Source organism: Streptomyces sp. NBC_00726 (genome assembly GCF_045161735.1).
GTDB lineage: Bacteria > Actinomycetota > Actinomycetes > Streptomycetales > Streptomycetaceae > Streptomyces.
The window spans coordinates 2118836-2137255 of the sequence record NZ_CP108983.1; the positions used below are offsets into that span (position 1 = coordinate 2118836).

16 protein-coding genes and 3 tRNA genes are annotated in these 18420 nt (G+C 72.1%); 11 read left to right on the top strand and 8 right to left on the bottom strand.

What is annotated here, in order from left to right; translation table 11 throughout:
• The first annotated feature begins 118 nt into the window (after positions 1 to 118).
• Complete coding sequence (locus OG338_RS09330; RefSeq protein ID WP_405936873.1) at positions 119 to 814, top strand: bifunctional DNA primase/polymerase; 696 nt, start codon at positions 119 to 121, stop codon at positions 812 to 814.
• Positions 805 to 878: transfer RNA gene (locus tag OG338_RS09335), tRNA-Lys, on the top strand. Before OG338_RS09330 ends, OG338_RS09335 begins: the two co-directional genes overlap by 10 nt.
• 72 nt (positions 879 to 950) lie before the next feature.
• On the opposite strand, the gene OG338_RS09340 is transcribed toward OG338_RS09335, so the two are convergent.
• Positions 951 to 2165: a M6 family metalloprotease domain-containing protein gene (locus tag OG338_RS09340; protein ID WP_405940366.1), complete on the bottom strand. Its 1215-nt coding sequence runs from the start codon at positions 2163 to 2165 to the stop codon at positions 951 to 953.
• A gap of 417 nt (positions 2166 to 2582) precedes the next feature.
• Here OG338_RS09340 and OG338_RS09345 point away from each other — a divergent pair, with 417 nt between their 5' ends.
• Positions 2583 to 4430 carry a putative bifunctional diguanylate cyclase/phosphodiesterase gene (locus OG338_RS09345; protein ID WP_405936874.1) on the top strand — a complete coding sequence of 616 codons (1848 nt, stop codon included), beginning with the start codon at positions 2583 to 2585 and terminating at the stop codon, positions 4428 to 4430.
• A gap of 24 nt (positions 4431 to 4454) precedes the next feature.
• Here OG338_RS09345 and OG338_RS09350 read toward each other — a convergent pair whose 3' ends face one another.
• Entirely contained in the window at positions 4455 to 5567 is a 1113-nt protein-coding gene (locus OG338_RS09350; protein WP_405936875.1) for an LLM class flavin-dependent oxidoreductase, read from the bottom strand.
• 125 nt (positions 5568 to 5692) lie between these two features.
• The gene (locus tag OG338_RS09355; protein ID WP_405936876.1) at positions 5693 to 6475 is read right to left on the bottom strand and encodes a decarboxylase; all 783 of its coding nucleotides are present in this window, start codon (positions 6473 to 6475) and stop codon (positions 5693 to 5695) included.
• A 340-nt stretch (positions 6476 to 6815) separates the two neighbouring features.
• Here OG338_RS09355 and ehuB point away from each other — a divergent pair, with 340 nt between their 5' ends.
• From ehuB to OG338_RS09390, 7 genes are all read left to right on the top strand, one after another.
• Positions 6816 to 7718 carry an ectoine/hydroxyectoine ABC transporter substrate-binding protein EhuB gene (gene ehuB, locus OG338_RS09360; RefSeq protein WP_405936877.1) on the top strand — a complete coding sequence of 301 codons (903 nt, stop codon included), beginning with the start codon at positions 6816 to 6818 and terminating at the stop codon, positions 7716 to 7718.
• Positions 7719 to 7737: 19 nt separating this feature from the next.
• Entirely contained in the window at positions 7738 to 8472 is a 735-nt protein-coding gene (gene ehuC / locus OG338_RS09365; protein WP_405936878.1) for an ectoine/hydroxyectoine ABC transporter permease subunit EhuC, read from the top strand.
• Positions 8469 to 9113, top strand: coding sequence for an ectoine/hydroxyectoine ABC transporter permease subunit EhuD (gene ehuD, locus OG338_RS09370; protein ID WP_405936879.1), 645 nt, complete (start codon positions 8469 to 8471; stop codon positions 9111 to 9113). The genes ehuC and ehuD overlap by 4 nt, the downstream gene beginning before the upstream one ends.
• A complete protein-coding gene (gene ehuA, locus OG338_RS09375) occupies positions 9103 to 9954 on the top strand; it encodes an ectoine/hydroxyectoine ABC transporter ATP-binding protein EhuA (protein ID WP_405936880.1) in 852 nt (283 codons plus the stop codon). Before ehuD ends, ehuA begins: the two co-directional genes overlap by 11 nt.
• A 184-nt stretch (positions 9955 to 10138) precedes the next feature.
• Positions 10139 to 10897 carry an IclR family transcriptional regulator gene (locus OG338_RS09380; protein ID WP_405936881.1) on the top strand — a complete coding sequence of 253 codons (759 nt, stop codon included), beginning with the start codon at positions 10139 to 10141 and terminating at the stop codon, positions 10895 to 10897.
• A gap of 73 nt (positions 10898 to 10970) precedes the next feature.
• Positions 10971 to 11044, top strand: a tRNA-Lys gene (locus tag OG338_RS09385).
• A gap of 144 nt (positions 11045 to 11188) precedes the next feature.
• Positions 11189 to 12724 (top strand): MFS transporter, encoded by a 1536-nt coding sequence (locus tag OG338_RS09390; protein ID WP_405936882.1) that lies wholly within the window; start codon positions 11189 to 11191, stop codon positions 12722 to 12724.
• 70 nt (positions 12725 to 12794) lie between these two features.
• On the opposite strand, the gene OG338_RS09395 is transcribed toward OG338_RS09390, so the two are convergent.
• The 3 genes from OG338_RS09395 to OG338_RS09405 form a co-directional block, all read right to left on the bottom strand.
• Complete coding sequence (locus OG338_RS09395) at positions 12795 to 13385, bottom strand: lytic polysaccharide monooxygenase (RefSeq protein WP_405936883.1); 591 nt, start codon at positions 13383 to 13385, stop codon at positions 12795 to 12797.
• Positions 13386 to 13550: 165 nt separating this feature from the next.
• Positions 13551 to 15260, bottom strand: a complete 1710-nt coding sequence (locus tag OG338_RS09400) for an SPFH domain-containing protein (RefSeq protein WP_405936884.1) — start codon at positions 15258 to 15260, stop codon at positions 13551 to 13553.
• A 25-nt stretch (positions 15261 to 15285) separates the two neighbouring features.
• Positions 15286 to 16596, bottom strand: a complete 1311-nt coding sequence (locus OG338_RS09405) for a peptidoglycan-binding protein (RefSeq protein WP_405936885.1) — start codon at positions 16594 to 16596, stop codon at positions 15286 to 15288.
• A gap of 156 nt (positions 16597 to 16752) precedes the next feature.
• Here OG338_RS09405 and OG338_RS09410 point away from each other — a divergent pair.
• Positions 16753 to 16826, top strand: a tRNA-Lys gene (locus tag OG338_RS09410).
• Positions 16827 to 17121: 295 nt separating this feature from the next.
• On the opposite strand, the gene OG338_RS09415 is transcribed toward OG338_RS09410, so the two are convergent.
• Both OG338_RS09415 and OG338_RS09420 read right to left on the bottom strand, forming a co-directional pair.
• Positions 17122 to 17832 (bottom strand): class F sortase, encoded by a 711-nt coding sequence (locus tag OG338_RS09415; RefSeq protein ID WP_405936886.1) that lies wholly within the window; start codon positions 17830 to 17832, stop codon positions 17122 to 17124.
• A 1-nt stretch (position 17833) separates the two neighbouring features.
• The gene (locus tag OG338_RS09420) at positions 17834 to 18388 is read right to left on the bottom strand and encodes a hypothetical protein (protein WP_405936887.1); all 555 of its coding nucleotides are present in this window, start codon (positions 18386 to 18388) and stop codon (positions 17834 to 17836) included.
• Positions 18389 to 18420: the final 32 nt, after the last annotated feature.

Here is an 18420-nt window from a genome sequence, read left to right on the forward strand (position 1 = left end):
GCCCGGGTACCACCGTCCGGCATATGCCCGGGCGAACCATACTCCTCGTGCGGTTCTCCTGTCCCGATTTCCGGCAACTCTCGGAATCCGGTTGATCACTCCGGGTAGACCAGTGCACATGACCGCATGGCTGCCCGACGAAACGACCCTGCACCACGGCGACGGCCCCTGCCTCCGCGCCGGCCACGAGGCGGACCTCTTCGCCGCCCTGCGCGAGCCCGCGCGGAACCAGACGGCCCAGGTCACGGCGGCCGGTGCCGCGTGGCTGGCCGGGGCGACGGCGTACCCGCGCAGCGCCCTGGCCCAGTGGGAGTCGCGCCCGACGGCGCCCGGGGTCCTGCCGTGCGGCACGGCGTTCGACGTGGTGAACGTACCGACGCTGTTCGGGCGCCGGATGCTGGAGCACCTGTGGGCGGACGGTCCGGGCTCGGGTCCGGTCGCCGCGCACCGGGGCCGGATGCTGCTCTTCGCGTCCCCGGGCACGGCCCAGCGGCTGCCGTCGCTGCTGGACTGGGAGGAGTGGGGCGGCGGCCCGCAGAGCCGGAACGGCGGCGGTACGAAGGTGCCCCCGCTGCTCTGCCACGGCACCGGGGACGCGGTGACGGCCCCGCCGCTGACCTGCGACGAGAAGTACGCGGGGCCCCGCTGGCTGGTGGCGCCGGACACCCGGACCCCGTGGCTGCCGGGGCCGGACGTGCTGCTGTGGGCGTGTGTCCGGGTGGCCCGGTCGGCACCCGCTCCGACGCCGCGTATTTCGATTTTTCCTCTCACCGATCCGGGTGCTAAGGTCTACGACGTCAGCAGGCGCCGCTAGCTCAGTTGGTTAGAGCAGCTGACTCTTAATCAGCGGGTCCGGGGTTCGAGTCCCTGGCGGCGCACAGACGGAAAAAGCCCCTCGCGGAAGCGGGGGGCTTCTTCGTTGTCCAGTGAGGGTCCGGCGGCGGGCCCGGTCAGGTGCCCGTGGTGATGCGGACCGTGTAGGCACCCGAGGGCGTCCGGTCCGCGACCTCGACCGTGGCGTGCGCGCCGGGCACGGAGTACGTCTCGCCGACGCGCAGCGGCGCGTCCGCGAGCGGCGGGTAGACCGAGCGCTCCCAGCAGGCGTCGCTGTCCGGATGCGTGTCCAGCACCTCGACCGGGCCACCGCCGGACGCGGTCTCGTTGTGCACCCGGTAGAGCAGGACCCCCTCGGCGCAGGTCGAGAGGTCGTTGCCGGTGGAGGCGCGCGCCTCGACGGCCACCGCGCTGCCCTCGCCGGTCCTGATGACGGCGAGCCGGGTGCCGAGCGAGGCACCGGGCACGGGCACGTCGGCCATCGGTTCGAGGGTGACCACGCGGTCGCTCTGGACGCAGACCACCTGCCGGTCGTCCAGCCAGCCCAGCTTCCACTTGTGCCAGCCGAAGAGGTCCGGCGCCAGGCCGAACTGGCTGCCCATGACGTCCCAGTCGCCGACATAGGTGTCCCAGTCGCCCTTGCCGTCGGTGGGCCGGTGGTAGAGGTCGGGCAGGTCGAAGACGTGGCCGGTCTCATGGGCGAGGACGTTGTGGTCCGGCGGGTGCTGCTCGAAGACGGTGACGACGCGCCTGATGTCCGTACCGTCGGCGTGCAGCGGCCGGTCGAAGTTGACGACCTTGGTGGCGTCCGAGTCGACGCCGGGCGCGTCCGGGTCCGCGACGAGGTAGACGATGTCGTAGCGCGAGAAGTCGACCTTCTCGTCGGCCACCCGGATCGCGTCGCGCAGATAGGCGCTCCGCCGGTCGCTGGCCCAGTCACGCCGTATGCCGTACCAGGTGGAGGGCTTCGGCATCCGGATCCAGTCCCGCTGCGGGTGCGGGCGCAGCGTGAACTTCCCGTACGAGGCGCGCTGGAAGAACCGCGTGGTGGCCGGGAAGTAGTCGGCGGTGAGCTCGGCGGGGGTGGTGTCCGGCTCGGCGTCGGGGAACGAGAGGAAGACCATCACCGCGTCGAGGGCGTGGTCGGGGCGCGGGTAGGCGCCGTTCCAGCGGTCGACGCCGAGGGAGTGGTGCGCGGGGGTGCGGGGCAGCGCGCAGGGGGCGGCGTCCCCGGAGGAGGCGGCAGCGGGCCCGGTGACGAGCGAGGTGGCGACGAGCGCCAGCAGCGAGATCAGCACGGCGGCCAGCGCGCGCGGACTGGGCCGCTCCACCTCCGAGGGCCCGGGCTGACGCGGCACATCTACCTCCGGAACGGGGAGCGGACACCTGAAACCCTCCCGCCCACCTTGTGCCGTTATAGCCGTTTCGTCACGTTGAAGTCCTCCAGTCGTGTCGGCTGGCACTCCGCCAGCTTCCTTCACAGACAGTCACAATCGATCACCCTTGCAACGTGACAGAACAGAGCTGCGCAGAATCAATCAGGCGGGGGCAAACCGGATCGGTGTCCGCCTGGGCCGTGCGAGTCGCGGGCGGGCGCCCGGGGGCCGGGGCGCTGGATCGGCCCGGGGCGCGCCCTCTATGCTTCACCTCGCTTTCCTGCGCGGTTTCCGCCTCTGACGACGGCACTCCACGCGGCGGGCCAGTCCGGCCAGAGTTGTCCGGGACAGAACTGCAGGGCGGAGCGAACGGTGAGCGCAACCTCCGAAGGGCCGGGGCCCGGAGCGCCCTCCGCACAGCGACCCGACATCACACAGAGTCACGAAGTGTGGCCGCCCGGCGCGCCCGCCACCGAGGCGCACGACTACCGGGCCGCGTTCCGCGCCGCGACCCTGCCGATGGCCGTGGTCGACCACGAGGGCCTGATCGTCACCGCCAACGAGGCGCTCGGCGCACTGGCGGGCACCGGGGCGGCGGCGCTCACCGCGCAGTCGGCGGCCGATCTGGTCGACCTCGCGGCGGACGCCCGCGCCTGGCACGCGTACCGCGAGGTGCTGCACGGCCGGCGCTCCCGCTTCCGCTGCGCCCGCCGCCTCAAGCACCCAGACGGGCGCTCGCTGTGGGCCGAGATCACCGTCGTACCGCTGCCCGACGCCCGGCAGGCGCAGCGCGACGACGCCCCCGGTCAGGTGCTGCTCTCCGTCGCGGACGTCAGCGACCGGCGGGAGCTCCAGAAGCGGCTGCGCCACCTCCAGATGCACGACCCGGTGACCCGGCTGCCCAATCGGGCGCTGTTCTTCGAGCGGCTGTCGGCGGCCCTGCGCACCCCGCCGCACGAGGACGGCGCCGGCTCCCGCGTCGGGCTCTGCTATCTGGACCTGGACGGCTTCAAGGCGGTCAACGACACCCTGGGGCACCGCGTCGGCGACCGGCTCCTCGCGGCCGTCGCCGCCCGGCTCACGGACTGCGCCGAGCGGGCGGGGGCGTATCCGTCCGGTGCCCCGCTGGTGGCCCGGCTCGGCGGCGACGAGTTCGCGGTGCTGGTCGAGGAGTCCACCGGCACCGAGCAGCTGACCGGCCTCGCGCGCACGGTGCTGGGCGCCCTTCAGCAGCCGTTCGACCTGGGCGGGCAGCGGCTGGCGGTGTCGGCGTCGATCGGGGTGGTGGAGCGACCCGTCGCGGGCACCTCGGCCACCGGACTGATGCAGGCCGCCGACACCACGCTGTACTGGGCGAAGGCGGACGGCAAGGCCCGCTGGACCCTCTTCGACCCGGAGCGCAACGCCCACCGGATGACCCGCCAGGCGCTGTCGTCCACGCTCCGCCCGGCCGTGGAGCGCGGCGAGTTCACCATCGAGTACCAGCCGCTGGTCGGTCTGGCGGACGGGGTGGTGTGCGGGGTCGAGGCGCTGGTGCGCTGGAACCACCCGCAGTTCGGCATGCTCTCGCCGAATCGGTTCGTCGCGATCGCCGAGGAGGACGGCTCGATCGTGCAGCTCGGCCGCTGGGTGCTGCGCTCCGCCTGCCGCCAGGCGAGGCGCTGGCAGCTGGACCACCCGGAGCGGCCTCCGCTGTTCATCAGCGTCAATGTCGCGGTGCGCCAGGTCTGGGACTCCGATCTGGTCACCGATGTCGCGGAGATCCTGGCGGAGACCGGGCTGGACCCGGCGCTGCTCCAGCTGGAGCTGACCGAGTCCGCGGTGATGGGCTCGGCGGGCCGCCCGCTGCGGGCCCTCCAGGCGCTCAGCGACATGGGCGTGCGCATCGCCATCGACGACTTCGGCACCGGCTACTCGAACCTCGCCTACCTGAGCCGCCTCCCGGTGTCCGTGCTCAAGCTGGACGGCGCGTTCGTGCGCGGTTTCCGTTACGAGGACGGCACGCATCCCAGCCCCGCCGACGAGACGATCGTGGAGGCCATGGTCGAGCTGGCGCACCGGCTGGGCCTGACCGTCACCGCGGAGTGCGTGGAGACGGCGGGCCAGGCGGAGCGGCTGCGCCGGATCGGCTGCGACACCGGACAGGGCTGGCTCTACTCCCGGGCGGTGGCCCCGGAGCGCATCGCCGAACTGATCGGGACGCGCGCTCCGGGGGCGTAACAACCGCGGGCGAGGCCGTAAGCCTTACGCGTCGGGCATGCCGTACGCGTCGGCGATCAGGCCGTAGCTGTGCAGCCGGGCCTCGCCGCTGTGGGCGTTGGCGGTGATCATCAGCTCGTCGGCGCCGGTGCGCTTGGCCAGGTCGTCCAGGCCGGAGCGGACCTCGTCTGGGGTGCCGTGCACGATGTTGACCAGCCAGTTGTCCACGAACTCGCGCTCCATGGGCGAGAAGGCGTACGCCTCCGCCTCCTCGGGCGTCGGTACGAGACCGGGCCGCCCGGACCGCAGCCGGAGCATCGAGAGCGCGCCGGTCAGCACCTGGCGCCGGGCCTCGCGCTCGTCGTCGGCGGCCAGCGCGGCGACGCCGATCAGGGCGTACGGGGCGTCGAGCACCGTGGACGGCTTGAAGGAGTCGCGGTACAGCTCCAGGGCGGGCACGGTGTTCTGGGCCGAGAAGTGGTGCGCGAAGGCGAACGGCAGCCCGAGCACCCCGGCGAGCCGGGCGCTGAAGCCGGAGGAGCCGAGCAGCCAGACGGGCGGGCGCGCCGGGGACTGGACGCCGCCCTCGGCGGTGGCCTGGACGGGTCCGGGGACCGCGTGGATGCGGGCGTAGGGGTGCCCGTCGGGGAAGTCGTCGTCCAGGAACCGGGTCAGCTCCATCAGCTGCTGCGGGAAATCATCCGCGCCTTCGTTGAGCCGGTCCGTGCGCCGGAGCGCCGCCGCCGTGGCGCCGTCCGTGCCCGGGGCGCGGCCCAGGCCGAGGTCGACGCGGCCCGGGGCCATCGCCTCCAGGGTGCCGAACTGCTCGGCGATGACCAGCGGGGCGTGGTTGGGCAGCATGACGCCGCCCGAGCCGAGGCGGATGCGCTCGGTGCGGGCGGCGGTGTGGGCCAGGATGACGGCCGGGGACGAGGAGGCGACGCCGGGCATCGAGTGGTGCTCGGCGACCCAGTAGCGGTGGAAGCCCCGGCGCTCGGCGAGCCGGGCGATCTCCACGCCGGTGCGCAGGGCCTGGCTCGCCGTGCGGCCCTGGCCGACGGTCACCAGGTCCAGCACGGACAGCGGCACGGGGGCGGTGCCCCGGGCCGTACCGCGGATCTCGCCGCCCTGGATCTCGTCGCCTCGAATCTCGTCCACGTCTGGCCTCTCCAGTGGTGCGCGTCGGTGCTCGTCCGTCCGGAGAGCACGAACAGGAGGAAGGCTCCGTTTATTCCTCCGTTTATTCCGGCGCGCTGATTCCGGTCCGCCGTTCCGGGCGCGCCCTACGCACTCTTCCTGCTGTGCGCGTACGCCCGTCCGCTCCCCCGGCTCACCGGGGCCGGCGGCTGCTCGCGGTGGGCGAAGAGCGCACCGAGCCGCGGGGCCCAGGCGGGGCGGTCGGCCAGCCGCAGGGCCTCCCGGGCCGCCACCTGGTTCGCGGTGAGGACGGGCTTGCCCAGCGCCTCCTCCAGCTCGGGGAGGTGGGCGGCGGTGTGCAGGGCCGTGTCGGGGATCAGAACGGCCTCGGCCTCGGGGCGGTCGGCGGCCCTGGCCAGGTCGAGCACCCGGTCCGCGCCCCAGGCGGCGGCCTCGGCGGCTTCGGAGACGCCCGCCGCGTGGACGCCGGTCACCTCCGTGCCGGTCTCCCGGAGGAACGCGGCGAACCGCTCGGCGACCGCTTCCGGGTAGGTCGCGGCGACGGCGACGCGCGCGGCGCCCAGCTTCCGCACCGCGTGGACGAAGCCGATCGAGGTGCTGGACGCGGGCACGCCCGCCGCCCGTGCGAGGGCCGCGGTCTGGTCGTGGGCGCCCTGCCACCCGTACGGGAAGCTGCCGCCGTCGCAGGCCCAGACGATGGACTGGACCCCTGAGCGTTGCAGCTCCTCGATGCCCGCGGCGAGCCGGCCGGGGGTGCCCAGGGCGCTCAGGGCGTCCTCGCGGTAGCCGGCGTCCGGGCTCTCGGTGTGGTGGACGACGAGTCTGATGGTGCTGTCGAGAAGGATCTCCATGCGCGGGTAGTCGTCCTCGGCGAAGTGGCCCGGGTAGAGGAATCCGACGGTCGTCATGTCCACCCTTTCTCTGCGCCTGCGTCTGCGCCCCCGCGGGTCCGCGGCGGCACTGACCGGTTTCCCCGCTCCTGTTCCAGTATTCCGCCATCCGCCCCGGATATCGCCCCGGGCGGCGGGCACGTGCATGAACGGCGGCCGGCCGGGCAGCCGTCGCGGTACGGAGCGGGGGTACGGGACATCCCGTACAAAACCTGCCTTCCGGCCTGCTCGTGGACACGGGAAGGTCACCCTCCGGCCACCGTTCGATTACATGCGCTTTCTCCCTGCATAGAAACCCCGGATCGGGCAGGCGCCAAGCCTGTCCGGACTGTTCGAACCCTTCAGGAGACTGCGAACCATGGCTGACTTCCCGAACCTGTCCCGCCGGGGATTTATCAACCGATCGGCAGCGGTGGGCGGTCTGCTCGTCGTCCCCGGCCTCCTCGCCGCGTGCAGCAAGACCGGTGAGGGCTCCGCCGACGGCGAGGGCGCGCTGGAGAAGCTCCGCAAGCAGGGCTTCGTACGGGTCGCCTACGCCGACGAGGCCCCGTACGGCTACATGGAGGGCAAGGAACTCAAGGGCGAGGCGCCCACGTTGCACCGCGAGGTCTTCAAGGCGCTGGGCGTGGACGAGCTGAAGCCCACCCTGTCCGAGTGGGACGGCCTGATCCCCGGCCTCCAGGCCGGCAAGTACGACGTGGTCAGCGCCGGTATGGCGATCACCCCGGACCGCTGCGCCAACGCCCTCTTCTCGGAGCCCGAGTTCATCTCGCCGACCGCGATGATGGTGAAGAAGGGCAACCCGAAGAAGGTCACCGACCTCGCCTCCGCGAAGGAGGCCGGGATCACCATCGGTGTGATGGCGGGCGCGGTCGAGGGTTCGTACGCCAAGGGCGCCGGCATCCCCGAGGGCAGGATCAAGACGGTCCAGAAGGCGCAGGACGGCGCGGACGCGGTCAAGGGCGGCCGGGTCGACGCGTTCCTGCTGACCGGGATCTCGCTGCGCTGGCTCGCCAAGACCAACGAGGGCACCGAGGTCACCGAGGCGTTCCTGCCCGAGCTGAACGGCAAGAAGCAGTACAGCCCCGGCGGCGCCGTCTTCCGCAAGGGCAACGAGGAGCTGCGCGACGCGTTCAACCGCGAGCTGAAGAAGATCGTCGCCGACAAGTCCCGCTATGTGGAGCTGCTGCGCGACTACGGCTTCGGCGCCACCGAGCTGCCGCCGGCCACGCTGAAGACGGCCGATCTGTGCAAGGGCTGACGGGGACGGTACCCACCGCATGAATGATTTCTTCTCGGCCTTCGCCGACGATCTGCCGCAGCTGCGGTCGGGCCTGTGGGTGACCCTGGAGGCCACGGTGTTCGGCGCCCTGGTGGCGCTGCTCCTGTCCTTCGTGCTCGGACTGATGTCGCTCAGCCGGCTCATGCTGTCGCGCGGGGTCTCCCGTGTGGTCGTGGAGTTCTTCCGCGGCACCTCGCTGTACGTCCAGCTGTTCTGGCTGTACTACGCGATGCCGCAGCTCACCGGGTACGAACTGACGCCGCTGGTCTGCGGGGTGCTGGCATTCGGCCTCAACTACGGGGCGTACGGCGCCGAGGTGGTGCGCGGCGCGGTCAACTCCGTACCGCGCGGGCAGTACGAGGCGGCGCTGGCGCTGAACATGTCGCCGCTGCACCGGATGCGCAAGGTGATCCTGCCGCAGGCGTGGGTGCAGATGATCCCGTCGTTCACCAATCTGCTGATCCAGCTGCTGAAGGCGACCCCGCTGCTGTGGCTGATCTCGGCGGCGGACCTGATGACCGCCATCGAGAAGCTGCGCACCCGTACGGGCGAGACCCTCACCGCGTACGCGACGCTGCTGGTCTGCTACTTCGTCCTGGCCTACGCCCTGACCCTGCTCATGAACCTGCTGGAGCGGTCCGCCAAGCGGCGGCTCGGTCTGGCGGCGGGCGGGAAGAGCCTGCTGAAGAGCCGTAGCGCCGTGTCCGCCGCCCAGGCCGGAGGTGCCCGGTGAACAACGGTTTCGACTGGGGCGCCGTCGGTGAGGCGTTCCCCCAGGTCCTCAACGGGTTCTGGGTGACCCTGCTGGCGACGGTGTTCGGCACGCTGGTCGCCGCGGTGCTCGGGCTGGCCATCGCGGTCGCCGGGCGGGCCCCGAGCCGGCTGGTGACCGTGCCGGTGAAGACGGTGATGGAGTTCGTCCGCTCCACCCCGCTGATCGTTCAACTGGTGGGCGCCGCCGCGCTGTTCACCTCGGTGGAGCCGCTGACGATCGGCATCGTGGTACTGGGCGTCCACTACGCCGCGTACACCTCCGAGGTGTACCGCGCCGGGATCGACGCCGTGCCGAAGGGGCAGTGGGAGGCGTGCCGGGCGCTGTCGCTGACGCCCCGGCGGACCTGGCAGACCGTGATCCTGCCGCAGGCCGTGCGCAATGTGGTGCCCGCGCTGGGCAACTACGCGATCTCGATGTTCAAGGAGACACCCTTCCTCGCCGTGATCACCGTGCACGAGATGGTCTTCGAGGCACGCGACTACGGCACACAGCACTTCGTGTTCACCGAGGTGTTCACGCTCGCCGGCCTGATCTTCCTGGTCGCGAGCTACCCCACGTCACTCCTGATGAGGAAGCTGGAGAAGCGCCTTGGCCACTGAGCCCCTCCCCCTGCAGAAGAACGCGGCCACGGCCTCCGACGCCGTCGTGCCGATCGACGCGTCCAAGGACGGCGGCCACCCGCTCGTCCGCTTCGACAAGGTCGTCAAGCGCTACGGGGACCACACGGTCCTGGATGAGCTGGACTTCACCGTCGACCGCGGCGAGCACGTCACCCTGATCGGGCCCAGCGGCTCGGGGAAGACGACGATCCTGCGGCTCCTGATGACGCTGGAGCGGGTCAGCGACGGCGTGATCTGGGTCAACGGCGAACCGCTGACCCACCTCCGGGCGCCGGACGGCTCGCTGAAGCCGGCGTCCGAGAAGCACCTGCGGGCGGCCCGCCGGAAGATCGGCATGGTCTTCCAGCAGTTCAACCTCTTCCCCAACATGAAGGTGCTCCAGAACATCACCGAGGCGCCCGTCAACGTCCTCGGCATGGACCGGGACAAGGCGGAGGCCCGGGCCCGGGAGCTGCTGGAGCTGGTCGGGCTCTCCGGCAAGGTCGACGCGCACCCCTCGCAGCTGTCCGGCGGGCAGCAGCAGCGGGTCGCGATCGCCCGTGCGCTGGCGATGGAGCCGGAGATCCTGCTCCTGGACGAGGTGACGTCGGCGCTCGACCCGGAGCTGGTGGCGGGGGTGCTGGAGCTGCTGACGGACATCGCCAGGAACACCGACATCACGATGGTCTGCGTGACCCACGAGATGAGTTTCGCCCGGGACGTCTCGGAGAAGGTGCTCATGTTCGACGCCGGACGGGTCGTGGAGTCCGGTTCGCCGGAAAAAATCTTCACCGATCCCTCGCACGAACGTACGCGCGAATTCCTCAACGCAGTGCTGTGACCTCGGCATCCGTCATGCGCGCATGACAGAGGCATATGCCGTACGGGTGCGCCCCTGCTGACAGCTCCGGGGCGCACCCACCAGTCCGCCGTACACCGCCCTGAACAGGCCGCCGGCGGCTATCGTGGGGGCCGGGCCGGGGCCCGTGAAACCGGCCTCCGGTCTCGACTGGCAGGGGGAAGCCGTGGTGTTGAAGCCCGAACCGACCGCGCCGTTCCACTCGGTGCAGTACGCCCTTCGCGTCCTCGAATCGGTCTCCAAGCACGGCAGCGGGGTCACCGAGGCCCAGCTCTCCCGGGAGACGGGGCTGCCCGTCGGCCACCTCACCTCCCTGCTGCTGACGCTGCGCCGCGAGGGTTACGTCGAACAGATCACCGACGGGGCGTACGTCATCGGCGCCTCGCTGCTGCTCCTCGGCTCGGGCTCGGTCCGCCGCCAGGCCCTGGAGTCCAAGCTCCAGCAGACCCTGACCCAGCTCCGCGACTCGGTCGGCGCCGCGGTCTACCTCAGCCGGTACGTCGACGGCGAGATCCGCGTCACGCAGTACGCCGACAGCCCGCTCACCCCGGCGGTCAACGAGTGGGTGGACTTCAGGTCGGCGGGGCACGCCTCGGCGATCGGCAAGTGCCTGCTGACCCAGCTCGACCAGAACGGCCGGCGCGACCACATCGCCCGGCACAAGACACCCCGGCTGACCTCACGGACGATCACCAGCGAGAAGGTCCTCTTCTCCAAGCTGGACAGCCAGCCGGCCACGGTCCCGGTGCTCGACCTCCAGGAATACGCGGTCGGCACGGTGTGCGCGGCGGTGCCGCTGACCGCCGGGTCGTCGGCGGGCTGCCTGGCGCTGTCGATGCCGGTGAAGGACGCGCACCGGCTGCGCGCGGCGGCGGACACGCTGAACCGGCGCGCGGCCCCGATGCTGCTGTCGCTGGCCCTGTAGGAACGGCCGGCCCGGCGGCGGGCCGCTGGTCATCAGCACCCCTCCGGACCAGGTATTATTTTCACGTCAGCAGGCGCCGCTAGCTCAGTTGGTTAGAGCAGCTGACTCTTAATCAGCGGGTCCGGGGTTCGAGTCCCTGGCGGCGCACAGACAACGCACGAGGCGGTTTCCGTATCCACGGAGACCGCCTCGTGCGTTTTGTGCTGCCCTTTTGCGCCGCCCACAGCCATGTACGAACGTTTTACACATTCGTACTAGACAGCTGTTTTAAACGTCCGTATATTCCTTGGCATGACGAACCCCACGAGCACCACCGCCGCCCCCGGCGCACTCGCCGGACGTCGGGAGTGGACCGCCTTCCTGGTCCTGCTCCTCCCCCTCCTCCTCGTCTCGATGGACGTCTCCGTCCTCTTCTTCGCGATCCCGTCCATCGACCGGGACCTCGCCCCCAGCGCCACCCAGCAGCTGTGGATCTTCGATGTGTACGCCTTCGCCCTGGCCGGCCTCCTCATCACGATGGGCTCACTGGGCGACCGCATCGGCCGCCGCAGGCTGCTGATGATCGGGGCGCTCGCCTTCGGCGCCGCCTCGGTCTGTGCGGCCTACGCGAACAGCCCGGAGATGCTGATCGCGGCCCGGGCGGTCCTCGGGATCGGCGGGGCGACGCTGATGCCCTCCACGATCGGGCTCGTGCGCAACATGTTCCGGAACGAGCAGCAGCGGGCGAAGGCGATCGGCATCTGGTCGGGCGCCATGGCCGGCGGAGTCGCGCTCGGCTCGGTGCTCAGCGGGGTGATGCTCCAGCACTTCTGGTGGGGTTCGGTCTTCCTGATCAACGTGCCCGCGATGGTGCTGCTGCTGGTGCTGGTGCCGCTGCTGGTACCGGAGTTCAAGGACCCGGACCCGGGCCGCTTCGACTTCCTGAGCGTCCCGCTCTCCATGGGCGCGGTGCTGCCGGTGGTCTACGGCATCAAGGAGAGCGCCGCCCACGGGCTCGACATCGCGTGGGCCGCGGTGATCGCGGCCGGGCTGGCCGTCGGCTGGGTCTTCGTCCACCGGCAGCGGACCCGCTCCGACGCGATGATCAGCCGGGAACTGTTCCGTGGCCGCGGCTTCGGCACCGGAATCGGGCTCAACGCACTGGCCGCCTTCGCGATGATGGGCTCGGCCTTCTTCACCACCCAGTACCTCCAGTCGGTGCTCGGCATGAGCACGATGGAGGCCGCGCTGTGGAGCCTGGCCCCGTCCCTGGCGGTCGGTGCGGCGGCGCCCGCGGCGACCGCTCTCGCCCAGCGGGTCCAGCGGGCGTACGTGGTCTGCGGCGGGTTCGCCGTCGGCGCGGCGGGCTTCGGGGTGTTCACGCTGGCCGGGACCGACTCGCTGGTCCTGCTGCTGATCGGCTCGGCCGTGATGAGCAGCGGCATCGTCGCGGTGATGGCGCTCGTCTCGGACATGGCGATGGCCGTCAGCCCGCCAGAGAAGGCCGGCTCGGCCGCCTCGCTGCTGGAGACCGGGCAGGAGTTCGGCGGGGCGCTGGGCATGGCCCTGCTGGGTGCCGTCGCCACCGCGGTCTACCGGGCGGACATGCCCGCCGCCGCCCCCGAGGCCGCCCGCAAGACCCTGCCGGGCGCGCTGGCCACCGGCGACGAATCGCTGATCGCGATCGGCCGGGACGCCTTCGTCCACAGCATGCACCTCGCCTCGGTGACCGGGTCGCTGATCCTGCTGACCGGCGCGGTGCTCGCGGCGACCCTGCTGCGCCGGGCGACCCGGCCGGCTCCGGCCGCCGAAATCCCGGCCACGGCTCCGGTCCCGGCCCGGGTCTGACCCGTACCGGCACAGCGAAACCCCGGAGAGTCCTCGGACTCCCCGGGGTTCGCCGCGTCACTGCCTCACATCAGAACTGCACGTCCGAGCACGCGTAGAACGCGTTGGCCGTGTCCGCGACGTTCCAGACGCTCAGGATGATGTGCTTCCCGGACTTCTGGGTGGGGATGGTGCCCTGCTGGGTCAGTGTCGCCGGGGGCTGCTTGCCGCCGTACGGCACCGTCATGAAGGGCTGCGGCTCCAGGTCGGCCCGGGTGAGCGGCTTGGTGGGGTCCCAGCCGTCCTTGGTGATGTAGTACCGGAAGTCCGACGTGGCGTGCCGGGCGGTGAACTGCCAGCGGAAGCTGAAGCCCTGACCGGCGGTCACCTTGGTGGCGGGCCAGTCGCCGCCACGCGGGTCGTCCAGCTGGGCGAACTCGCCGTGACCGGCGGAGCAGATCGACCCGTCGGCCGGCCCGGCCTCCGGGAAGCCCTTCGGGCCCTCGACGCTCTGCGGCTCCCACTGGATGTTGCCGCAGCCGGTCACCGTGCCGTTGGCGCACAGCTTCTGACGGCTGATCGGGTTGTCCGTGTAGCCGTGGCTGCTGGCGCTGCTCGTCGCGAACATCGAGACGCCCGCTACCGCAAGGCCGACCAGGGCCGCGCTTGCCTTCATACGCATGAGATGTCGCTCCTCGGATCGTGGGGGGAGTGGGGTTCCATGAGCACTGCTGCGTACGCGCGTTCTGCGGTCTAGACCAAGGCTTAGATTATTGCCGTGCCTTGACCATGTCCAGACCAATGAGCGCGGGATTCCGGTTGTCCCGGAACCTCCCCCCGCGCCCCTTCAGCTGCCGTCGCCCCCGGTCCGCCCGACGTAGAACGCCACCGTCAAGTCCTTTACCAGCGCCTTCCGTTCGTAGTCGTCCAGCTCCACGAGCCCTCGTTCGGTGAGCCGGCTGACGGTGTCGTCCACCGCGTCCACCACCGAGGTCAGCACGCTGTCCCGGTGCTGCGCGTCGATCGCCGCGATCCGGCGCCGCTGCATGGCCGCCGCCACCTCCGGCGCGTACTCGATCCCGGTCGGCTGGGCCGAGTACACCTCGACGCCGACCGGCTCGCAGTCCGCCTTCAGCATCCGGGTCAGCGCGTCGCCGACCGCCTCCGCGTTGCGCAGGGTGTGCGCGTCCTCGTGGAAGGCGTCGGCGGGCAGCTGGGACAGGACCCGGGCCATCGCGGCCTCCACCTGCTCGCGCAGATACGCCTCGTGGTCCTCGATCCCGAGCGCCGCCCGCACGGTGTCCTTGACCCGCCACACGACCTGGACGACGACCCGCAGCGCGGTGCCGTTCGCGTCCACGGCGGGCAGCGGCTCGCTGCGCCAGTGCCGCAGCCGTACGTCGATCCGGCGGCGCAGCAGCAGCGGGCTGACCCACACCAGACCGGTGCGCCGCACGCTGCCCCGGTACTGCCCGAAGAGCGTGAGCACCCAGGCGTGCCCGACCCGCCCCCGGCCGAGGCCGCCGAGCGCGAAGAGCACCACGGCCGCCAGGAACACGAGCGCCGCCCAGGCACCGGTGGGCAGCCCTTCGTACGGGCGCGGCCCGAGCCCGGCCCGGGCGAGCAGGGCGGCCGGGACCGCCCCGGTCCACCACAGGACGCCGCCCGCCGCCACGGTCCCGCCGCAGCCGGTGAGCAGCGCGACCCAGCCGGGCAGCGCGGGCCCGGGCCGCTCGCGCAGCCGGGGGTCGGCGTCGGGGGCGGGCCGGGTCGAGGGCCGCACCCGCGGCGTCCTCGGCACGGGCGGCCGCCGCACCCCGGCCCCGGGGTCGCCACCGCCCGGCCGCACGACGGTGGGCGGCACGGCGGCGGCGCCGGCGCGCTGGTCCTCGCGGAAGAGGAGGTGCACGGGGATGGACGCGGTGCGCTCGTTGGCGATGACCGCCTGGTGCCGGCCGCTGTCCCGCACCGGGTCGGGCCCGGGCACCCGGGCCCCGGTGAGCGCGAGGACGGGCTCGGGCCGGGGCGCCTCCACGAGGGGCACGGCATCCTCCGGCGGCGCGGTGTCCTTGGCCGCGGTGTCCTCGGGTGCCGCGTCCTCGGGCTCGGCGTCCTTTACGGGTTCCGGCGCGGGCACCTCTTCCGGGCGCGCTTCCTCCGGCACCGAAACGGAAGCCGAAGCGGCCCCGAGCGAGACCCCGCGGTCCTCCTCACCCGACGGGAGATCGAGCACCAGATCGACGACGGAACCGGAACCGCTGTCATCCGGAGCGGCCGCCCCCGCGACCTCGACCACCACCTCGTCGTCCGAGGGCACCGACACCGCCACCGGTCCGAAGAGCGGGGGTGGTTCGAGGGTGCGGGTCGCGGCCGGGGTGGCGCCCCGGACCGGCAGCCCCTCGGCGACCGGCTCGTCCGCGGCGGCCCCCGCGGCCCAGGCGTCCGTGACGCTGCCCGCTCCGCCCGGGCCGACCCATTCCCGTACCGGCACCGCTCCGTATTCCGTCTCCTGGCCGTGCTCCGGGTTTCCGGAGCTGTCCGACACCGTGGATCGCATTTCCGCCTCCGTCATGTGCGTCGTGTCACGCGAAGAGTCGCCGCCAGGTCTCCGGGCCCGGATAGCCGTCGGCCTCCGTCCCCCGCCAGCCCTGGGCCTTCTGGAAGGTCTCGACATTGCGCCGGTCCGCCTCGGTCCACCGGGGGCTGGGGCCGATGCGGTAGTGCGCGCCGTACCCCTTCTTCACCAACTGTTTTCCGAGCCGGTCGACATGGCTGTTGGACTGACCCGGCCGGAAATACCCCCGTCCGGGGAAGGCCGGAGCCGCCTGCGGCCCGCTCTGCCCGCTCGCGGCGGGGATGTCGCGGCCGGTTCCGGTCACCAGCAGCTGCCAGGTGTCGGGGCCGGGGATGCCGTCGGCCTCGGCGCCCTTCCACCCCTGGGCCTGCTGGAACGCCTGGGTGGCCCGGCGGTCGGCGTCGGTCCAGACCGGGTCGGGGCCGATCTTGTAGAAGCGCTTGCCGCCCCGGGCGACGAGCATCGCGCCGAGCCGGGTCACGTACGCGTTATTGGCGCGGGGCCCGAACTTCGCCGCACCCGGGAACGGGTCCTTCTCCGCCTCGCTGCCGGCCTTCCCCGTGCTCAGGCCCTTGTAGCGGTAGGCGACATAGCTGGCGGAGTTGGTCCAGTACGCCATGGGCGTCGTCTGCTTGCGGGTGTGCGGCTTGGTCTGCTCGTACGCCGTGTAGTGCGTGTGCGTGTAGTCGGTCCAGCCGCCGAAGATCGTGACGTGCGAGCCGTTCCCGGGGTCGGCGAGGTTGTGGAAGAGCAGGATGTCGCCCGGCTGAAGGTCCTCGCGGGCGATGCGGGTGCCGTACGCGGCGAGGCTGCCGGTCCACTCGTTGCCCGGCAGGTTCCAGGCCATCGACACATAGCCGGAGCAGTCCTGCCGGTAACCGTCCGACCAGTATTTCGACATGCTGTACGGGACCTGCGCGTCCAGCCACTTCTTCGCGCGGTTGATGATCTCGGTCCGGGTCGTCGCCCGCGGCTCGGGCGCCGCGGCCTGGGCCGCCGCCGGGCCCGGCGCACCGGCCCCGCGCAGCGGACCCGGCAGCCCCTGGGGGCTGTCCGGCAGCGGGCCGATCCCGGCCGGCACGCCCGTGCCGGGCACCGGGGCGGGGTCGGCGGGCACCCCGGCGGACTCCGCGGCCCCGCCGCCGAGCACCACCCCGGCGGCGGTGACCAGCACCATCGCGCGCCGCGCGCCGTGTGCGGCCGGGTGGCCCCCGTACCGCACGGGCAGTCCCCCGGCGGCGGTCCGCCGCTGGGCGGCGCAGCCTGGACAGGGACAGTCGATGGCGGGTACGTACTCCTTGAAGGCCGGCACAGTCATGCGATTCCCCTCCGCAGTCGTCAGGTCATGACCTACGTCGCGACATACCGCATTTTGACGGATAGAAGGGAAAAAACGACCATCCGACAGGCCGGGGAGGCCAGGGGATGGTCGGGAGCACCGCCGGGGATCGGGTAGAGTTTTCCAGGTCAGCAGGCGCCGCTAGCTCAGTTGGTTAGAGCAGCTGACTCTTAATCAGCGGGTCCGGGGTTCGAGTCCCTGGCGGCGCACGCACAGCCAAGGCCCCCTCGCTTCGCGCGAGGGGGCCTTGGTCGTTCTTCGATGCGCTTCCGCGCCCACTCCCCGCGTGCGGAGGGTGACCGGTTATCGACGTAACGTCAGAAAGCGGCTGGGCGGGCGGGGAGCGTCCCCCTACAGTGGGATGTGCGGCGGACCCGGACGCCACCGACCTCCCGTGTCCGCGCCGGGCCACTCCCGCGGCCCGCGCACCGCGGTCGAGGACCGGCCCGGCCGCAGCCCGGGGAACGGGCGGCGGCCGGGCCGGGTACCGGTCCTCCGTACGGATCAGGCGGCCTTCGCGGTGCTCTTCCCGCCCGTGCCCTTCCCGCCCGCGCTCTTCTCCGCCGTCAGGTAGGCCGAGACGACCACATTCGCGGTGTACGAGTGGGACTCCTGGTCGTACGTGCCGCCGCAGGTGATCAGCCGCAGCTCCGCCCGCCCGTCCTTGCGGGGCCCGTACGCCTTCTGGGCGTCGAACCGGGCACGAGTGAGGACCTGCACGTCGTCGATGGTGAATTCGGCGACCGTGCCGTCCGTGCGGGTCACGTCGACCTTGGCGCCGGGGCGGGCCGCGCTGAGCCCGTAGAAGACGGCGGGCTTGGTCTCGGTGTCGACATGGCCGACGAACAGGGCCGGTCCCTCGGCGCCGGGCCGGGTGCCGTTCCCGTACCAGCCGACCGTCTGGGGCGTGTCGAAGGACGGCGGCTCGATCGCGCCCTCCGCGTCCAGGCCCCGGGAGACGACGGGGGCCTCGACGCCGATCGACGGGATCTCGACGCTCTTCGGCGCGACGCCCCCGATCGGCGGGTGCGCCGGGGGCAGCGGCACGCCGAGCGGGCGCCCGACCGCGGCGACGTCGCCGGTGGTCGGGGCCGAGCCGATGCCCGAGCCGTCCGTGATCCCGCGGCCCCAGAGCCACAGGCCCAGCAGGATGACGGCCCAGGTCACCCCGGTGAGCAGCCTGCCGCGCCCCGCCGCCTCCTCCGGTGCGGACATGTCAGTCGGCCGCCGGGCGGCGACGGCGCACGCTGCGGAGGGCGACGGCGACGGCCGCGACGGCGGCCAGCCCGAGGCCGATCACCTCGTGGACGGTGCCGGGGCCGTCCTGCTCGGCGGCCTTGCCCGCCAGCACGGCGGTGCCGCCGCCGCCCGCGTGGACCGGGGCGACGGGCATCGGCCGCTCGCGGTGCACGACGGTGAAGGTGGCGGTCACCCGGGTGTGCTTGTCGCAGGTCGCCCGGACGTCGTAGTCGCCGGGCTCGGCGTCCGCGCGGACGCGCGCCTCGGCGTGGAGCGTGCGGCCGTCACCGGACGAGAACCGCGCATCGGAGACGAAGGCGTCGGAGCTCCCCTCGGCCTCCTTGGCCTTGCAGCCGGACAGCTCCAGCCCGACCCGGCCGCCCGGGGCGACGGACGAGGGCGAGACCGACAGGGCGGCGCGGGACCGGGAGTCCTCGTGGCCGGAGCCGGATTCGGCCAGTGCCGCGGGGATCGGCACCAGGGTCGCCGCAGCCAGTGCGGCGGCACAGAACGTGAGGGGTATGGAACGCATCGTGAACCTCCTGATGGAAGGTTCACGCGCGC

Coding starts and splice junctions, on each gene's coding strand:
- OG338_RS09330 (WP_405936873.1), top strand. CDS start 119: ATGACCGCATGGCTGCCCGACGAAACGACCCTGCACCACGGCGACGGC.
- OG338_RS09355 (WP_405936876.1), bottom strand. CDS start 6,475: ATGACGACCGTCGGATTCCTCTACCCGGGCCACTTCGCCGAGGACGAC.
- ehuB (WP_405936877.1), top strand. CDS start 6,816: ATGGCTGACTTCCCGAACCTGTCCCGCCGGGGATTTATCAACCGATCG.
- ehuC (WP_405936878.1), top strand. CDS start 7,738: ATGAATGATTTCTTCTCGGCCTTCGCCGACGATCTGCCGCAGCTGCGG.
- OG338_RS09390 (WP_405936882.1), top strand. CDS start 11,189: ATGACGAACCCCACGAGCACCACCGCCGCCCCCGGCGCACTCGCCGGA.
- OG338_RS09395 (WP_405936883.1), bottom strand. CDS start 13,385: ATGCGTATGAAGGCAAGCGCGGCCCTGGTCGGCCTTGCGGTAGCGGGC.
- OG338_RS09400 (WP_405936884.1), bottom strand. CDS start 15,260: ATGCGATCCACGGTGTCGGACAGCTCCGGAAACCCGGAGCACGGCCAG.
- OG338_RS09405 (WP_405936885.1), bottom strand. CDS start 16,596: ATGACTGTGCCGGCCTTCAAGGAGTACGTACCCGCCATCGACTGTCCC.
- OG338_RS09415 (WP_405936886.1), bottom strand. CDS start 17,832: ATGTCCGCACCGGAGGAGGCGGCGGGGCGCGGCAGGCTGCTCACCGGG.
- OG338_RS09420 (WP_405936887.1), bottom strand. CDS start 18,388: ATGCGTTCCATACCCCTCACGTTCTGTGCCGCCGCACTGGCTGCGGCG.